The sequence below is a fragment of the Shewanella submarina genome (assembly GCF_042646185.1).
Lineage (GTDB): Bacteria > Pseudomonadota > Gammaproteobacteria > Enterobacterales > Shewanellaceae > Shewanella > Shewanella corallii.
On record NZ_JBHRTD010000006.1, the window covers coordinates 805,716 to 822,108 of the forward strand.

15 protein-coding genes are annotated in these 16,393 nt (G+C 51.9%); 11 read left to right on the forward strand and 4 right to left on the reverse strand.

Annotation, left to right across the window (positions count from 1 at the left end):
• Nucleotides 1-128: 128 nt before the first annotated feature.
• Entirely contained in the window at nt 129-878 is a 750-nt protein-coding gene (locus ACFOE0_RS06555) for a 3'-5' exonuclease (protein ID WP_248934937.1), read from the reverse strand.
• Nucleotides 875-2,764 (reverse strand): DUF294 nucleotidyltransferase-like domain-containing protein, encoded by a 1,890-nt coding sequence (locus ACFOE0_RS06560; RefSeq protein WP_248934936.1) that lies wholly within the window; start codon nt 2,762-2,764, stop codon nt 875-877. The genes ACFOE0_RS06555 and ACFOE0_RS06560 overlap by 4 nt, the downstream gene beginning before the upstream one ends.
• 255 nt (nt 2,765-3,019) lie before the next feature.
• Here ACFOE0_RS06560 and ACFOE0_RS06565 point away from each other — a divergent pair, with 255 nt between their 5' ends.
• Nucleotides 3,020-3,379: a YajD family HNH nuclease gene (locus ACFOE0_RS06565; protein WP_115135650.1), complete on the forward strand. Its 360-nt coding sequence runs from the start codon at nt 3,020-3,022 to the stop codon at nt 3,377-3,379.
• A gap of 216 nt (nt 3,380-3,595) precedes the next feature.
• Complete coding sequence (locus tag ACFOE0_RS06570; protein WP_248934935.1) at nt 3,596-5,125, forward strand: peptide MFS transporter; 1,530 nt, start codon at nt 3,596-3,598, stop codon at nt 5,123-5,125.
• A gap of 5 nt (nt 5,126-5,130) precedes the next feature.
• Here the strand turns inward: ACFOE0_RS06570 and ACFOE0_RS06575 are convergent, their stop codons facing one another.
• Both ACFOE0_RS06575 and ACFOE0_RS06580 read right to left on the reverse strand, forming a co-directional pair.
• A complete protein-coding gene (locus ACFOE0_RS06575) occupies nt 5,131-6,750 on the reverse strand; it encodes a diguanylate cyclase domain-containing protein (protein WP_248934934.1) in 1,620 nt (539 codons plus the stop codon).
• Between the two features lie 70 nt (nt 6,751-6,820).
• The gene (locus ACFOE0_RS06580) at nt 6,821-7,048 is read right to left on the reverse strand and encodes a DUF1289 domain-containing protein (protein WP_248934933.1); all 228 of its coding nucleotides are present in this window, start codon (nt 7,046-7,048) and stop codon (nt 6,821-6,823) included.
• Between the two features lie 132 nt (nt 7,049-7,180).
• Between ACFOE0_RS06580 and ACFOE0_RS06585 the strand changes: the two genes are divergently transcribed.
• The 9 genes from ACFOE0_RS06585 (at nt 7,181) to ACFOE0_RS06625 (ending at nt 16,347) form a co-directional block, all read left to right on the forward strand.
• Entirely contained in the window at nt 7,181-8,347 is a 1,167-nt protein-coding gene (locus tag ACFOE0_RS06585; RefSeq protein ID WP_248934932.1) for a chemotaxis protein, read from the forward strand.
• A 130-nt stretch (nt 8,348-8,477) separates the two neighbouring features.
• Nucleotides 8,478-9,824, forward strand: a complete 1,347-nt coding sequence (locus ACFOE0_RS06590; RefSeq protein ID WP_248934931.1) for a methyltransferase — start codon at nt 8,478-8,480, stop codon at nt 9,822-9,824.
• 98 nt (nt 9,825-9,922) lie between these two features.
• Nucleotides 9,923-10,966 (forward strand): 3-oxoacyl-ACP synthase III, encoded by a 1,044-nt coding sequence (locus ACFOE0_RS06595; protein ID WP_248934930.1) that lies wholly within the window; start codon nt 9,923-9,925, stop codon nt 10,964-10,966.
• Entirely contained in the window at nt 10,966-11,880 is a 915-nt protein-coding gene (locus ACFOE0_RS06600; protein ID WP_248934929.1) for an alpha/beta fold hydrolase, read from the forward strand. The genes ACFOE0_RS06595 and ACFOE0_RS06600 overlap by 1 nt, the downstream gene beginning before the upstream one ends.
• A complete protein-coding gene (locus ACFOE0_RS06605) occupies nt 11,877-13,562 on the forward strand; it encodes a fatty acid CoA ligase family protein (RefSeq protein ID WP_248934928.1) in 1,686 nt (561 codons plus the stop codon). Before ACFOE0_RS06600 ends, ACFOE0_RS06605 begins: the two co-directional genes overlap by 4 nt.
• Nucleotides 13,523-14,620, forward strand: coding sequence for an NAD-dependent epimerase/dehydratase family protein (locus tag ACFOE0_RS06610; protein WP_248934927.1), 1,098 nt, complete (start codon nt 13,523-13,525; stop codon nt 14,618-14,620). Before ACFOE0_RS06605 ends, ACFOE0_RS06610 begins: the two co-directional genes overlap by 40 nt.
• 149 nt (nt 14,621-14,769) lie before the next feature.
• Nucleotides 14,770-14,997 carry a hypothetical protein gene (locus tag ACFOE0_RS06615; RefSeq protein ID WP_248934926.1) on the forward strand — a complete coding sequence of 76 codons (228 nt, stop codon included), beginning with the start codon at nt 14,770-14,772 and terminating at the stop codon, nt 14,995-14,997.
• 76 nt (nt 14,998-15,073) lie between these two features.
• On the forward strand, nt 15,074-15,577 hold the full coding sequence (locus ACFOE0_RS06620; RefSeq protein ID WP_248934925.1) for a GNAT family N-acetyltransferase: 504 nt from the start codon (nt 15,074-15,076) through the stop codon (nt 15,575-15,577).
• A 59-nt stretch (nt 15,578-15,636) separates the two neighbouring features.
• Nucleotides 15,637-16,347 carry a phosphatase PAP2 family protein gene (locus ACFOE0_RS06625; RefSeq protein WP_248934924.1) on the forward strand — a complete coding sequence of 237 codons (711 nt, stop codon included), beginning with the start codon at nt 15,637-15,639 and terminating at the stop codon, nt 16,345-16,347.
• Nucleotides 16,348-16,393 lie beyond the last annotated feature (46 nt).

Here is a 16,393-nt window from a genome sequence, read left to right on the forward strand (position 1 = left end):
CTATCATGATTGGGGGCGACCAATCATATCCCTGTTAACATCAAAGTAAAGCCATACCCATTACAAAATTATGGTTTTCTGGCACATATGAGCAGGCTTTGCACAACCTGCTGTTTACACTGTTCAAATTATTGCCAGATTTCGCTGATAGGCGTATCCGGCGAGTAATGCCAGGCCAATTGTGCCTGCAGTAATTCTGCGGTTGCCAGTGCGTCTGTCAGGGCATGATGGGGTTGATAAGCGGGTAAACCGTATCTTTCCCTTGCCCGACCCAGTCTGACTGAACCGGGCTTCTTGCCCTTGAGCCGATTAAGCCATCCCTGACAAGCCCTGCGTTGCACTGCAGCCTCGATATCCAGCGTATCCACTACAGGAAACAGGATGCCTTCACCCAGCCGGCTTTGCAGCGCCTTATCCATAAACTGGCGTTCTATCTGTTTGTAATGAACAACAACGATTTTGCCGGCGAGCGCTGCCAATACCTGATCCAGAATAACCAGGAGATCCGGTGCCTCTTCAACATCAGAATGGGTGATCCCGTGAATGACCACTGACTCTTCATTCAGGGGACGTTTTGGGTTCACTATCCAGTGGGCAGAGCCCCGGCAGTGGATCCTTTGCTGGCTAAAGGGTACCAGACCTATGCTGATAATTTCATCTTTCTCAGGATTTAATCCTGTGGTTTCGAAATCCAGCGCCACAAACTCTACCTGACTGACAGGTGTATTGCCGGTCGCTGGTGGTGTCTGATAAAAGCGCTGCAGTCTAGTGTCCTTTGCAGTCTGCTTAAGCTCTGCAAACAGGGCAGGCCAGTCTGGCGTACTGCTGGTGTCCAATAGACTGTCACTGTGAGGTTCAGCCCGTAGCAGGGAGATCATGAATGACTCCTTTGATAGCGGAACTTAATAAAGCTTTGGGCATTGCTGAGGATCTGGAAAGCGGCTTTCAGGTTGCGGCGCTCAAAGTCAGACATGTTCTCAGGTTCAACACTGTTATCCGGCTCTTCACCCTGCTCGATATCCAGCGCCTGATGTCGGATCCGTACGGTATAGATAAGCTCCATGGCGTCACGTAAATCCTGAGCTCGCCCTTTGGGCAGGATACCGGCGGCGATAATATCGTCCAGGCGTTCAAAGGAGTTGCGGGCGGTTGAGCCAACGGCCAGCGCGTGTACCCGTACCAGATCTGCCAGTGGTGCAGTACCTCGACGTTTGAGGTTTATAGAGTTTCTGTGACGGCCATCTTTTTCCATCACAAAGTCTTTAAAGAACCCCAGTGGCGGTGTGCGGTTAATGGCGTTGTGGGCCATGCATGCCAGGAAGCGATTATTGCGGCGGGCACGGCGTACCACAAACCCCCTCAGTTGTTCGGCCCACTTGAGGCGGCCATACACACCATCGATATCGAAGAAGATGGAGGAGTTAAGTAGAGTTTCGGGATTGGGGGCATCTATCCACTGGGCAAAACAGGCTTCCCACTGGGCCCGGGTCATACGCCATTTGGGGTTGGAGCACATGATGTCACCACTGCAATAGGCGTAGCCACAGGCATTGAGGCCATCACAGACAAAATCAGCAAAGCGCCTAAAGTAGTCGCCGTGCAGGGCCTCATCGTAACTGTCATCCAGAATAAGGGCGTTATCCTGATCTGTGACTATCAGTTGTTCATCCCGGGCCATGGAACCCATGGCTACCAGACAGTAGGGCACAGGCGCAGCGCCCAGCGCCTCTTCGGCCAACTCCGCCAGTCGCTGCTTGAAGCTACGGCCAATAACCGACATGGCGGTACCCACCATATGGGCGTTGGCATCTTCATCCACCATGCGAACAAAGCAGTCTTTGACCTGGTGGGAAAGAGACGCCAGCTCCTCTTTGGTGTGACAGGTATAAATGGAGTTAACCAGCAGCAGGCTGTTTTGCGACTCGTAGCGGACGATATCTGTCATACCGATTACGCCCACTGGTTTCTTATCCTTGAGAATAGGCAGGTGGTGCAGGTTGTATCTGAGCATCATCATCATGGCTTCAAATACGTAGGCGTTGTAGTCCAGAGACACAACATCTGCGCTCATTACCTCAGATACAGGAGTTTGGGTATCTATACCATTGGCTAGTACTCGAATGCAGAGGTCACGGTCGGTAAGGATCCCCAGCAAGATATCTGTATCTTCATCTTCAATGTCTTCAGGGTTACGGACCACGATAACCGAAGTCACGTTCTCTTCAGCCATCAGGTTGGCGGCGGTTTGAATACTGGCATCCGGGGGTAGGGATACTGGATCGCGGGTCAGTAGTTTACGGGCTTTCACCGTGGTGAGGTCGTTGCCTTCGGCGCGTGTGGAGATGGCATTGCGCAGCTGGGTGCCATCCTGCCACTCCATAAAGTCGGCAAAATGGTCAAATTCATCACACAGACTTTTAAATAGAGGATCAGGAATACAGTAGACCAGAGTATCTTCTATCGCTTTGGCCGGCATACGCACCTTGTTGTTCATCAACAGGCCTTTCTGGCCAAATACAGCGCCTGTATCCAGCCGATTGTAAAGCTCACCCTTGTCACCCTTACGCAGATAAACTTCCACCACGCCGCTGCGGACCATATAGAGATCTTTGATGATATCGCCGTTGTTCAGGATCATGCTGTCAGCCCTGTAGTAAGCGACTTCAGTATTGAGAGCGATCTCTTTGAGCTTCTCTTCCGGCAGCTCATCAAAGGGGGCATATTGGGAAATAAAATTCAGTACTTCCAGTTGTTCGGCTTCCATCTACGATTCCGGTCGTTTTTTTCTGGATGTGATAGCTATCACTCTGCCCTGAATGATGCAATGATTTCCACCTCTAGAGTTGGGGGATAGGTCAGATCCTGATATGAATGTGTGAACTGGATCCGCTTCTAGCCCTGAGAAACAACAGGCTGTGCTGGACGTTAACGCAGCGCAGTGTTAGAAGGTGTGTACAGGTAATAGATGATAATTTGCGACTGAAAGTGATGACTTTCGGTCCGGTAAGATGAGAGCAAAATGACTCAGGCAGGACAAAGTAAACTGGATCGTGTGTTGGCCCAGCAAAGAGAGTACAAGGCACAGCGTGAGAAGGGGTATCGTGAGCAGGCCCTGAAGCTGTATCCATGGATTTGTGGCCGTTGTACCCGTGAGTTCACCCACAAGAATCTGAGTGAACTGACTGTGCACCACAGAGACCACAATCATGACAACAATCCTTCAGACGGTTCCAACTGGGAATTGCTGTGTCTGTATTGCCATGACAATGAGCACTCGCGTTATGAAGAGCTGGTGCAGTATGGCGATACCACAGAGACCAAACAGCAGGCTGCCACCTACAATCCTTTTGCGGATCTCAAAGCGATGATGAAGAAGTAAACAGAAATCTGTACAAGGTTTCATGATAAAGCGGGCGATATGCCCGTTTTTTTGTGTCAGGACGGGCTCAAACCCAATAAAGACGGGAGTTTTAGTTAAATACTAATTCACTTTTAACAGGTCGTTTCAGTTGTTATTGTGCTGAACAATTGTCTTTGTCCGGCGCGAAAATCCTGTCCGCCGTGCTGTTCACCCATTCAATATAAGGCGGAATGAATGACTACTGCCAATTCCCGGGTGAGTCAGACCAAGTCTTTTATGACAGTCTCTCTCATCGAGCTTTGGGAGCGCTTTGGCTATTACGGCATGCAGGCGCTGATCGTTTACTTTATGGTGCAACGCCTTGGTTTTGAGGATAGCCGTGCCAACCTGGTCTGGAGTGCCTGTGCGGCGCTGATCTATGTATCCCCCGCCATAGGTGGTTGGGTTGGTGACAAGGTGCTGGGAACCAAACGCACCATGCTGCTTGGTGCTGGTATTCTGGCCATAGGTTATGCCCTGATGACAGTGCCAACAGAGAATACCCTGTTCCTGTTTATGGCGCTGGGTGTGATTGTGGTGGGTAACGGCCTGTTCAAACCCAATGCCGGTAATCTGGTCCGTAAAATTTACGACGGCGAAGATGCCAAAATCGACAGTGCTTTCACCATCTACTACATGGCGGTGAACATTGGCTCCACCTTCTCCATGCTGTTGACCCCCTGGATAAAAGACTATGTGAGTCATCACTATGGGGAGCAGTTCGGCTGGCATGCGGCTTTTGCCGTGTGTTTTATCGGTCTGCTGGTGGGGATGGCCAACTACATGGTAATGCGATTTACCCTGGATGCTTATGGTTCAGAGCCGGACAAACATCCGGTAGACAAAAAGAAGCTGATGATGGTGCTGGGCGCTTCTGTGCTGATTGTGCTGATGTCCACCATTATCCTGGAGTCAGAGACCATAGCCCGTCTGTTTGTATATACCGCTGGTGCAGTGGTATTGGGGATTTTTGCTCACCTTATCCGCAGCAGTGAACCCAGTGAGCGCGCAGGCTTGATTGCGGCGCTGATCCTGACGGTACAAACGGTATTCTTCTTTATCTTCTATCAGCAGATGTCCACGTCACTGGCACTGTTTGCCCTGCGTAATGTGAACTGGGACTTTACTGTGTTTGGCGCGCACCTGTGGACCTGGTCTCCGGCTCAGTTCCAGGCGCTGAACCCCATTTGGATTATGATTCTGAGTCCTATTCTGGCCTGGGTATATGCCACCGCCGGTCGTAATAACAAAGATATCTCCATCGCCGCCAAGTTCGCGCTGGGCTTTGCCGTTGTGGCTGCCGGATTCTTTATTTACGGCTTTGCCGGTAACTTTGCGGTTAATGGCAAGACCTCATCCTGGGTGATGATTGCAGGCTATGGCGCGTATTCGCTGGGTGAGCTTTTGGTGAGTGGTCTGGGATTGGCTATGATAGCCCGTTATGTGCCAGCACGCATGGGGGGCTTTATGATGGGGGCTTATTTCGTCGCGTCAGGGATTTCTCAGTACCTGGGGGGCGTGGTGGCGAACTTTGCCAGTGTGCCTGAGGGGCTGACCAATCCGCTGGAAACCCTGCCTATCTATACCAGCCTGTTTACCAAGCTGGGTATTGCGGCACTGTTCTGCACTCTGCTGGCGCTGGCTGTGTTGCCTTTGATGCGCAGGCTCACTGCCACTCATCAGGCTCATGCAGCAGCGAAGGAATCCAGCCCTGCTGAGCAGTAACAAGTCTAATCCTGTATGCCCGGATTGCTGATGATCCGGGTTACCGGCTGATGTTCATTGTGATAGCGGATAACCCGGTTTCTGCCAGACTCTTTTGCCATGTATAGCGCTTTGTCTGCCTGCTCCAGTGCCAGATCTCTTGGTATTCCAGCTTCCGGGCTGATACTGGTAAAGCCTGCACTGATGGTCACTATGTCAGCGACAGGTGAGTCTTCATGTCTGAGTTTCATGCAGGCCACACCATGACGGCAATCTTCGGCAACTGTTTGGGGGTTCTCGGTATCTGTCAGTAACACCACAAATTCTTCACCTCCAAGTCTGGCAACCAGATCCCCTGGGCGTTTGGCGTGACGAGACAGTATTGAAGCAACTGCTTCCAGACAATGGTCACCTGCGAGGTGGCCATACTTGTCATTAAAGCGTTTAAAGTGGTCAACATCGAAGATAATGACAGAGATTGTTGTTTTGTTCCTGACTGCCCGTTGCCACTCTCTTGCATAAAACTCCTCAAAACCCCTTCGGTTATACAGAGAGGTCAACTCATCGATTCTGGCAATCTGTTGGAGTTTTCTGTTCATTTCATTCAACTCTGCCGTGCGACTTTTAACCTCTCTCTCAATCAACCTTGTTCGTTTGCTCAGCAGATAAATATAGAGGTTAGTGAGCAGGGTAAAGGTAATGCCTACCAATAATATGATTCCTGCATAAGGCGCTTGTTTGGAGTCTATATAACCTTGTGTGGGGATTGATTCGATAACCCATTGGCGACCCCATATCAGGGGCAATAGCTGGGTTTTGCTGTAGTCGTCAGCAAGTGTATATGGGGCAAGAGGTTGGCTGATGAAAAAGGGGGCTTCTTCCGGTTCAGTGGTGATATCGGTCAGTCTGAATTGAATGTTGGAGGCGATACTGGGCATAGAGCTGATATCGAATATTTCATCAATATAAAAGACCCCAAGTACAAACCCCTGAAGGTTCTCTCTACGGGCGTCCAGGGTAACAGGCATGCCCTGGTAGTGTGGCAAAAAGGCCAATATACCTGAACTTTGAGAGTTTCCCTGTACTAAAGACAAAGGAGCACTGGCCGAAGGAGAGGCGTTATCTCTTGCGTTGTTGAGTGCACTGAGGCGAACCGGGTTGGAAGCCAGATCAAAACCGAATGCATTTTCATTACCGATAAGGGGTTCGACAAAGTAGACGGGAAAGTACTCTGGCCGCTCCTCAACGGGTTGCAGGTTGTTGTTCTTATCCAGTTCGGTAAAGGTAAATCCAGGATAACGTTGCTTTTGCTGCTCCTCCAAATCTGACTTTTTCGCCAGCTTGACTCTTGGGATCCACTCCAGAGCCTGGACGCCGGGGTGACGATTGATCACTTGTCTTGCGGTAAAATGAAACTCTGCCCGGCTGGGGGCTGATTTATCAGTCAGCAGAGCAGATAGAGAGTATAGGGACTCAAGGGAGACCTGTATCTCCCGATGCAGCGCTTCCGCCTGAAGTTGGCTTTCGTGTTGAAACCTGGCGTCGATATAAAGCTCTTGATCATGCTGAAGTTTCCAACTCAAAAGCGCAGATAACCCAAGCCCTGCAGCCAACACCAGTAGTTGTACAGTCTTTGCTTTCAACATATTTATGACAGCGTTAGTTATTATTAAGAGTTTCAATAACTCTAGTTCAGCCGTCGCAAATATCCAGCAATCAGGACTTTAGCTTTTCTTCAGTTACCAACCATTTATCTCTGCCCAGTTTGTGCGTATTGGTTTGGCCGGTAAACCTGGCTTTACGTGCGGGCAAAGCTTCAATGATCTGCTGCTTTTGTTCATTTGAAGATGAAGACCAGCCCACTATCTCTTCAATGTGGCGGAAGCAGCCCATACAGTAGTCTTCATCATTCAGGCCGCAGTGGGCAACACAGGGGGAACGCATAGTCATCCTTGTCGTGATTAGTGGGAAACCAGTGTGAGATGGCTCACCCTTTTTTCGTATCGTTCGGGGGAAAAGTCGGCATAATGCTAGAATCCCCGGGTGTTTGCAATCGTCTGCTGTGGTGGAGTTCTCATGGGTTCTTTAAGGTCTTTTGGTCTGATTTTATGTTTGTCGCTAATGACTTCCGGCTGCTCTTTGCTTGAGGTGAAACTGGAAAGTGGTATTGAGCCATTGCCCCAGGAGCAGTTGGGGATGCGGGTGTTCACCCGTGAATATGCCACCACCTTCTACGCCGGGGTAGAGCAGAGCGCCGATGTGATGTTGCAATCTGACGACATCATGGTGAAGTCCAATGCCCTGATGTGGAAAATTTATGCTGAGCAAACCCTGGGACAGACGATATTTCAGGTTTCTCCGGTCGCGGCTATGGTCGATACCTGGGCCTTTACTGCGCAGATGGCGGACTTCTTTGAAAATGGCAAAGGTCAAGCCCTGTTTGGTGAGCGTACCGATCTGGCGGCCAAAACCAGCCAACAGTTACTGGCGGACTATGAGCGCCGCATGCAGGGGCTGATGAGCCAATCTGACTTTGCCACCAATAAAGCCTTTATCAAACAGTATGTTGCAGCCAACCCTTTGTTTGATATTACCTTCCCAAGGGTGTCTGCCTTTAATGACTGGCTGAAGTATCGCAACATAGGTGAGTTTGAAGCGGTGAAAACCTTCGGCAGTGTGCCAGAGGTGATGAGTGATATGTCGGACCGCATGGCGATGCTGGCGGGTCAGACTCCCAAGATTCTGGGGTGGAAAGCAGAGCTGTTTGCCCTGCACTCCAATATTAACTCTGCCGAGGTGCAACAGACTTTAAAAGATATCAGTGAAACTTCGGCCAGGTTCCAGGCATTGATGGCCCAAAGCCCTCAGATGATGTCTGAACTGGCGGTGGATTTGCGCCATGAATTGACCCCTCTGCTTACGCAGCTGGACGCCAGCGCCGAGCGTAATCTGGCTCAGTTGTCAGTGGAACGTCAGGCACTGGAGAAGATGGTGGAGCGTGAGCGGATGGCGCTCGAGCAGATGGTGGACCGTGAGCGTCAGGCGGTGGCCAAAGAGGCGGATGCCCTGGTGCAGCGCACTGTGGCTCAGGTGTTTGAAGAGATCACCAATGTGCTGAAAAGCCTGATCCTCTATATCGTGCTATTTCTGGTGGTCGTCTTCTTCGCGCCTCTGGGGCTTGGGGTATGGCTGGGTAAACGTATTGGGATGAAACAGGCCAACAAACAGGCGGATAGAGCTTAACCTCAGTACAGCCAAGGCCACTGGCTCATTGCTCAGGCTTTGAATCATAGCTGGCAAAAGTTAAAATCGGGGCGTTGCGGACTGGTATTCGCAGCGCCTTTTTGATTGCATCACTTCAGGAAACCATTACGTGCTGTCTTCCCGTGCCTATGAACACTATTCCCACAGCGAACTGCTGCTTAGACTGACGGCTTTACTGAAGATGCTCAGTCCACTGTGGCGTTTGCGCACCTTTGATTGCAGTGATTTGCCCTGGGCTGAGCACTTTCCTGAACTGGCCTGCGTGGTTAATGCCATTAATGATGATGAGTTGGATGATATAGATGCCGAGCCGGAACGCCTGCTGCGCACCTTGTTGCCAGCCCTGAAAGCCGATTTGGCCAAAGCGGATACAGTCTTTATTGAATGTGGGCTCGAGAGTTTGTTGGGGATCTGTTTACCCAGTCCTCTGCCCGTACAATCCCTGAATATCGACGATAAAGAGTTGGCCCATTTCAGCGCCCACATCAAAGGGCGTAAGTGGCAGCAGATCACCGATTTTGTGCTGGCGCTGCCTTTTGCCAGCAGCCCTGAATGTGAGGCCAGCAGCGCTGAGCTCGGGGGAATCAGCCCTGAGTCTGAACTCAGTCAATCTGAGCCCAATTCCAGTGTGCTGGAGTGGTGCGCAGGGAAAGGCCATCTGGGCCGTTTGCTGGCAAAATCCACTGGGGTGCCAGTGGTTAGCCTGGAGTGGCAACAGGCGCTGTGTGATGCGGGGGAAAGCTTTGCCCAGCGTTGGCAGTTGCCTCAGAAATTTATCTGTGGCGATGCTTTTAACGCACCAGCAGAGTTGTTTACCGGTAGCAAACATGCCGTGGCGCTGCACGCCTGTGGAGACCTGCATGTCAGCCTGCTGAAACAGGGCACCAAAGCCGGTATGAACTCTATCTCTATCTCCCCCTGCTGTTACCACCTGATCCGTGATAACCAGTATCAGCCCCTGTCGACAGCGGCCAAAGCCACGGGGTTTGAACTGTCAAAGCAGGAGTTGCAATTGCCATTGCAACACAGTGTGATTGCATCAGATACAGCCAATCTTCTACGCAATAAAGAGATGGCCTGGCGTCTTGGCTTTGACCGATTGCAGCGAGAGGTCAGAAATGAAGAGACCTACCTGCCTTTGCCCACAATCAAACAGTCTCAGCTAAGCGGCAGTTTCACTGAATTTGTACGCTGGGGAGCGCAGCGCAAGCAACTGGAATTGCCCTCAGAACTGGAGATAGCCGGTTATGAAGCTATAGGCTCTGCACGGCTTGGATTGGTGCGCAGGCTGGATCTGGTGGCGCATTTGCTGCGTGGGCCATTGGAGCACTGGCTGCTGCTGGATCGTGTCTGTTTTCTGGAAGAACAGGGATATGAGGTCGATATCAGAGCTTTTTGTGACCAATCCGTCACCCCCCGCAATGCTCTGATCCAGGCCCGCAAAACTCAGGTCTGATAAGTGGTTTTGTATTGAATTCACGGGCGATTCTTGCTCAAATGTGACCCAGTTAACAATAAGTGCGCAATTGGATTGCCGCCGGAGAACCTGGGTCCATGAATTATTCCCGAGTTTTTGTCAGTGGGTTGGGATATGAGTTGGCCCCTGACATTATCAGCAGTACTCAACTTGAACAGCGGTTGCAGCCGTTGTACGAGAAGTTTCGTATTCCACCCGGCCAGTTGGCCGCGCTGACAGGTATTGAGCAGCGCCGTTGGTGGCCTAAAGGATTTAAAGTCTCTGACGGTGCTGTCAGTGCTGCCCGTAAAGCTTTGTCCGCATCAGGCGTCGCCATCTCTGATATCGGTGCCCTTATCTATACCGGCGTTTGCCGTGAACAGCATGAGCCAGCGACTGCCTGTCGTGTGGCTGCCGAGCTGGGTACTTCCCGCCAAACCGTAGTGTATGACATCAGCAATGCCTGCCTGGGCGTGTTGTCCGGTATGTTGGATGTTGCCAACCGCATTGAGCTGGGACAGATACGCGCCGGTGTCGTTGTCGCCTGCGAGTCAGCCCGTGACATTGTTGAGTCCAGTATCAATAAATTGCTTAAAGTACCGACCATGCAGGGCTTTGCCTCTACGCTGGCCACCTTGACCGGCGGTTCTGGCGGGGTGGCTGTGGTGCTGACCGACGCGTCCCTTGCATCAGCAGGGGCTCACAAGCTCAGGGGCGCAACTCAGCTGAGTGCCCCGGAGCACAATGGTCTGTGTCATTGGGGAATGGCACCTGCCGGAGAAGATCTCTACCGGGACGAGATGCGCACCGATGCAGTGTCCCTGCTCAAGCATGGGGTGGCACTGGCGCAGGATACCTGGCAGCAGTTTTTGACTCAGAATGCCTGGTCCCATGAGCAGGTCGATAAGGTGATTTGTCACCAGGTGGGTGAGGCCAACCGTAAACAGGTTCTTTCGGCGCTGGATATCCCGGTGGATAAGGAGTTTCCGACGTTTGCCAGGCTGGGCAACATGGGAAGCGTCGCTTTGCCTGCCAGCGCCGCCATGGCTTCCGAGCAGGGCTTTCTCAAGCCCGGTGACAAGGTCGGTTTTCTGGGGATTGGCAGTGGCCTGAATTGCATGATGTTGGCGCTGGAGTGGTGATGGAACACAGTAAACTGCAACTGGCTGAATATCCTTTTCAGCGACGATTTTTCTCCTGCAACGGACATAATCTCCACTACCTGGATGAAGGTGAGGGCGAAGCCGTGGTGATGGTGCACGGTAACCCCAGCTGGAGTTATTACTATCGCAATCTGGTGACAGAACTGTCCCCCCTGTTTCGTTGTATCGTGCCGGACCACATTGGTTGTGGTCTGTCAGATAAGCCTGATGACTCAAGTTATGACTACCACCTTGAGCAGCGTATTGATGATCTGGACGCGCTGCTCAGCCATCTGGGGGTCACGGATAATATCACTCTGGTGCTGCACGATTGGGGTGGCATGATAGGCATGGGCTACGCAGCCCGTTATCCGCAGAGAATTAAACGTCTGGTACTGCTTAATACTGCAGCATTTCATTTGCCCGCCAGTAAGCCACTGCCCCTGGCTTTGAAAATTTGCCGCGATACCTGGCTGGGAACCTTGTTGGTGAGGGGCTTTAATGCCTTTTCTTCCGCCGCATCCAGAGTCGGTGTAAAGCGACATCCTATGTCTTCTCCTGTGCGTAAAAGCTATGTGGCCCCCTACAACAACTGGGCCAATCGGATAGCAACCCTGAGATTTGTACAGGATATTCCACTTAAGCATGGCGACAGGGGCTATCAACTGGTGTCAGACATTGAGGCGTCATTGACTGATTTTGCCGAAATACCAAAGCTTATTTGCTGGGGGCATCAGGACTTTGTGTTTGACCGTCACTTCCTGGCCGGATGGAAACAGCGCTTTCCCGAGGCGGACTACAGGGAGTTCCCCGATTGTGGTCACTACATTCTTGAAGATGCCAGCGACGAGGTGATTGCCGCCATTCGTGGGTTTATGGCCGGTGGCTCCCAAAAAGACGGTGCCGCAGCATGACGCCGGGGGGACACGAACTCCCGCTGGCCACTCCCAACAATCTTTGCGAACACCTGAAAACAGCGGCGCTGACCCGACCTGATGATTTGGCCGTTGCGCGTCAGCTGGCCAATGGAGAGTTTGAGGAGCTGACTTTGGCGCAGTTGGAGCGCCTCAGTGACAGAATCGCACTGGCGCTGCGGGAGCAAGGCATTGTCGGTGGAATGAAAGCTGTGCTGATGGTGACGCCGGGACTGGAGTTTTTTGCACTGACCTTTGCCCTGTTTAAAGCCGGTATTATCCCAGTCATGGTCGATCCCGGAATGGGGACCGCTAACCTGAAAACCTGCCTTGCTAAAGCCCGGCCTGATGCTTTTATCGGTATTCCCAAAGCTCAGCTGGCGAGGCGTTTGCTGGGCTGGGGCAAAGAAACAGTTCAAAAAGTAGTAACGGTTGGAGGAAGCGGGATTTGGGGCGGCAAGTCCCTTAAACGCTTGTTGGCAGATGTTTCGGTTGATGCCGTGTATCAGCCACAGCTGCCCGCTGAAGATCAGCTTTGCGCCATCCTGTATACCAGTGGCTCCACAGGTGAACCCAAGGGCGTTGAGTACACCCATACTATGTTCAACGCCCAGATCCAGTCGTTAAAGCAGGACTATGGTATCAAGCCCGGCGAAAGGGATCTGGCTACTTTTCCTCTGTTCGCCCTGTTTGGTCCGGCATTGGGCATGGCGTCCATTATTCCGGATATGGATGCTTCCAGGCCAATTACTGCCGATCCTGAAGTGTTACTGCGCGCCGTTGAGCGTTATCGGTGCACTAACCTTTTTCTCAATCCTGCGCTGCTCGCCAAGCTGGCAAACTATCCGGGAAATGAGCAGGAGGAAGCCAGCATTCGAACCCGGCTTGCCAGCGTACAAAGAGTGATCTCAGCCGGTGCTCCGGCAGATATTGGTCAGATAACCAGACTGCGTAAACTGCTTGCTGATGGTGTTGAGGTGCTGAACTCCTATGGTGCCACCGAAGCCCTGCCTGTGAGCATGTTTCCCTCCAGTCAGCTTGCTTCCACAGCGCCACAAACCGATACCGGAGGTGGAATTTGCGTAGGCTATCCGGTTGCTGCCGAGATTCGTATTGCCCGAATAGATAACGGGACTATCGGTAACGTTAAAGACGCTGAGTGGCTCAGTGAGGGGCAGATTGGTGAGATATGGGTAAAGGGGGCAGTGGCAAGTGCTGCGTACTATGACAACCCTACCGCCACAAGCAAAGCCAAAGTCGCTGACGGGACCGAGTTTTGGCACCGGATGGGCGATGTTGGCTATCTTGATAGTAAGGGGCGTTTATGGATGTGTGGCCGCATGGGTCACAGGGTCTGCGGCGCTGAGAAGACCTGGTTTACCTTGCCCTGTGAAAGGATCTTCAACACCCATCCCGGTGTGAGTCGCACAGCACTGGTTGGGGTGGAAATTGAGGGGAGTATTACCCCGGTATTGTGTGTTGAGTTGGCCGCAGGTATTGATGCCGATACTGTTTTCAGCCAGCTTGCTACGCTTTCACAAGAGTATTCTCATACCCTTGGGATAAACCGCTTTATTCAACATGACGGCTTCCCGATGGATGTTCGCCATAATGCAAAAATATTCAGGGAGAAACTGGCGCAATGGGCGCAGAAGCGTTGGCAAAAAGCCTGGACGGCGTAAATCTGGTGTCTGAAGAGACACAGGTACTTCAGCAGATAGCAACAGCTGTCGACAAAGTTCTGGTCACAGGTGGTGGTGGTTTTCTTGGGTTGGCACTTTGTCGCCGATTGCATGCTGCCGGTATCGAAGTGGTTAGTCTCAGCCGCAGCCAGCATGCCAGTCTGGACGAGCTGGGGATTGAGCAAATCAGTGCAAGCCTGACTGATATAGATGCGGTTAAAACGGCCTGTGAAGGCTGTCAGCTGGTGTTTCACGTTGCTGCTAAAGCCGGAGTCTGGGGGCCCGAGCGGGAATATTTTGAGACCAATGTGGATGGTACGGCTAATATCATTGCCGCCTGCCAGCAGGCCGGAGTTACCAATCTGGTGTACACCAGCACCCCCAGCGTGACCTTTGCCGGTCATGATGAAGAGGGCATTGATGAGTCAACGCCTCATGCTGAGCGGTATCTCAATGCGTACGGCCGAACTAAATCTCTGGCAGAGAAGATGGTGCTGTCTGCTCAGGGAGCCGAAGTTAAAGGCGGGCAAAGGCTGAATGTGGTGGCCCTGAGGCCTCATCTGATTTGGGGGCCGGGTGATCCGCATCTGGTGCCCAGGGTGCTGGAGCGTGGCAAGCAGGGCCGACTGCGGCTGCTGGGTGATAAAGACAAGCTGGTAGATACCATTTACGTGGACAATGCTGCCTGGGCGCATCTGTTGGCAGCCAAAACCCTGCTGCAACAACCTGAAAAAGCCGCAGGCAAGGCCTATTTTCTCTCCAATGATGAACCTATGCCTATGGCTGAAGTTCTGAACCGCATTCTGGCCTGTGATGGTCTCCCAGGTGTCAGCAAAAGAGTTAACTCGGGTGTGGCCTACTGGGTTGGGGCTGCGATGGAGGTTTTCTATACCCTGCTTGGGATATCCGCTGAGCCGCCAATGACACGATTTGTTGCCAGGCAATTGAGTTGCAGTCATTTTTACCGTTTGGATGCCGCCAAATCAGATCTGGGTTATCGACCTTTGGTGTCTGTGGATGAGGGGATGCAAAGACTCAAATCCAGCCTGAAAAAATAAATTCAGCAAACTTCCTGGTTACGTGTTGTTACATTGTTTTTACATGTGGTAATGTCTTACATCGTGAGCAGGGATTCACTCACATTTAATTTGCCTGAACGGACAATAAAAGGTGCGCCTTTTTGACGCAGAATATAAAGGAGCAGGTAATGAGATTAAGGTGGGTTGCGGGATTTGTGGGGGTCAGCGTTATGCTGCTCAGCTCCCTCAGTACTATTCGCAACGAAGCCGGGGATGTGGACCCCGGTTACTACTCTCTGTCCGCTGAAGTTGCCCGTATCACGGATAAGCCGGACTCGGTAACAGTAATGAATAATGACAACAATATTGAGACGCTAATGCTAACCGGAGATTCCGCTTCCGGGGCATCGCGCTGACTTTTTGTTTTAATCAAACCACGTCAAGCGCCCCGGAAGGGGCGCTTTTTTTATGTCCTGAGAAAATGGAGCAAGTATGGAAAACAGGAATTGGCATATACGTAGAAGTGAATTTAATGATATTGCTCAGATAAGAGCGATCTACGCTCAGGCATCCTGTTATTCAGGGACGCTGCAGCTGCCTTTTCCGTCCCAGCAGCTCTGGGAGAAGAAACTTGGACAGGTGACACCTGGATTTTACAGTCTGGTCGCAGAGCGGGATGAGCGCATTCTGGGACAGCTGGGGATGATGGTGCATGACAATCCCAGGCGTAAGCATGTTGCCAATTTGGGGCTGGGGGTGTGTGAATCTGCCCGGGGCCTGGGAGTGGGCAAAGCGCTGATGCAAGCGGCGATGGACCTGGCTTTTAATTGGCTGGCGATAAAGCGTATCGAGATTGAGGTATACACGGACAACCAAGCTGCTATAGCCCTTTATCAAAGCCTTGGGTTTGAGCTTGAGGGCAGAGCCAAAGGCTATGCCTTTCGAAATGGTGAGTATGTGGATGTGGAGCTGATGGCTAAAACTGTTGGGCTTTGACTTCCCTTGGCGGGTAGTGGGCGTATACTTGTGCGCCTGACTACCCGCCGGAGACAAGTTTGTCTGCCACCAACAAAGATCGCAGTGAGATTTGGTCACTGCTTATCCTTCCTACCTTACTGTTTGCGTTGTTCAATTTGCTCTCCGAGTGGCGGGAGTGGGACCTGAAACTCTCCTTGTGGTGGTTTAAGTTAGAGTCTGGTACTCCTGAGTCTGGTTGGCCATGGCGACATAGCTTTATTCCCGATACCTTGCTGCATGGCGGTGGTCATGATCTGGTGGTGGCCATCGCAGTTATTGTGATGGTGTTGATCGGTCTGAGTTGGAAGGTCCCCAGGCTCACAGCGGCCAGAGTTCCTCTATGTTATCTGCTGTTGTGCTTCCTGCTGACTGTACTCCTGGTGGGCGTGCTCAAGAGCCTTACCCATGTCAACTGCCCCTGGGATTTGTTGCCATTCGGAGGCAGCCAGATTTACGTACCTACCTTTAGTTTTTTGCCCGATGATGTGACACCCGGACGCTGTTTCCCCGGCGGCCATGCGGCTGGCGGATACGGCTGGATTGCGCTGTTTTTTGTCGCCAGGGTTTATTGCCCCCGTTTGCGTTGGGTCGCACTGGTGTCGGTGTTACTTTTGGGGGGCAGTTTTGATTTGGCCCAGCAACTCAGAGGGGCCCACTTTATGAGCCACGGCCTGTGGAGTCTGATGGTTGCCTGGTGGATTGCGGCAAGCTTGTATTTGTTGTGGTTTAAGCGGGTAGCTAAAGATTAAGCCTCTGTTGTTCAGACCAATAAAAAGGGAGCCCAGGCTCCCTTTT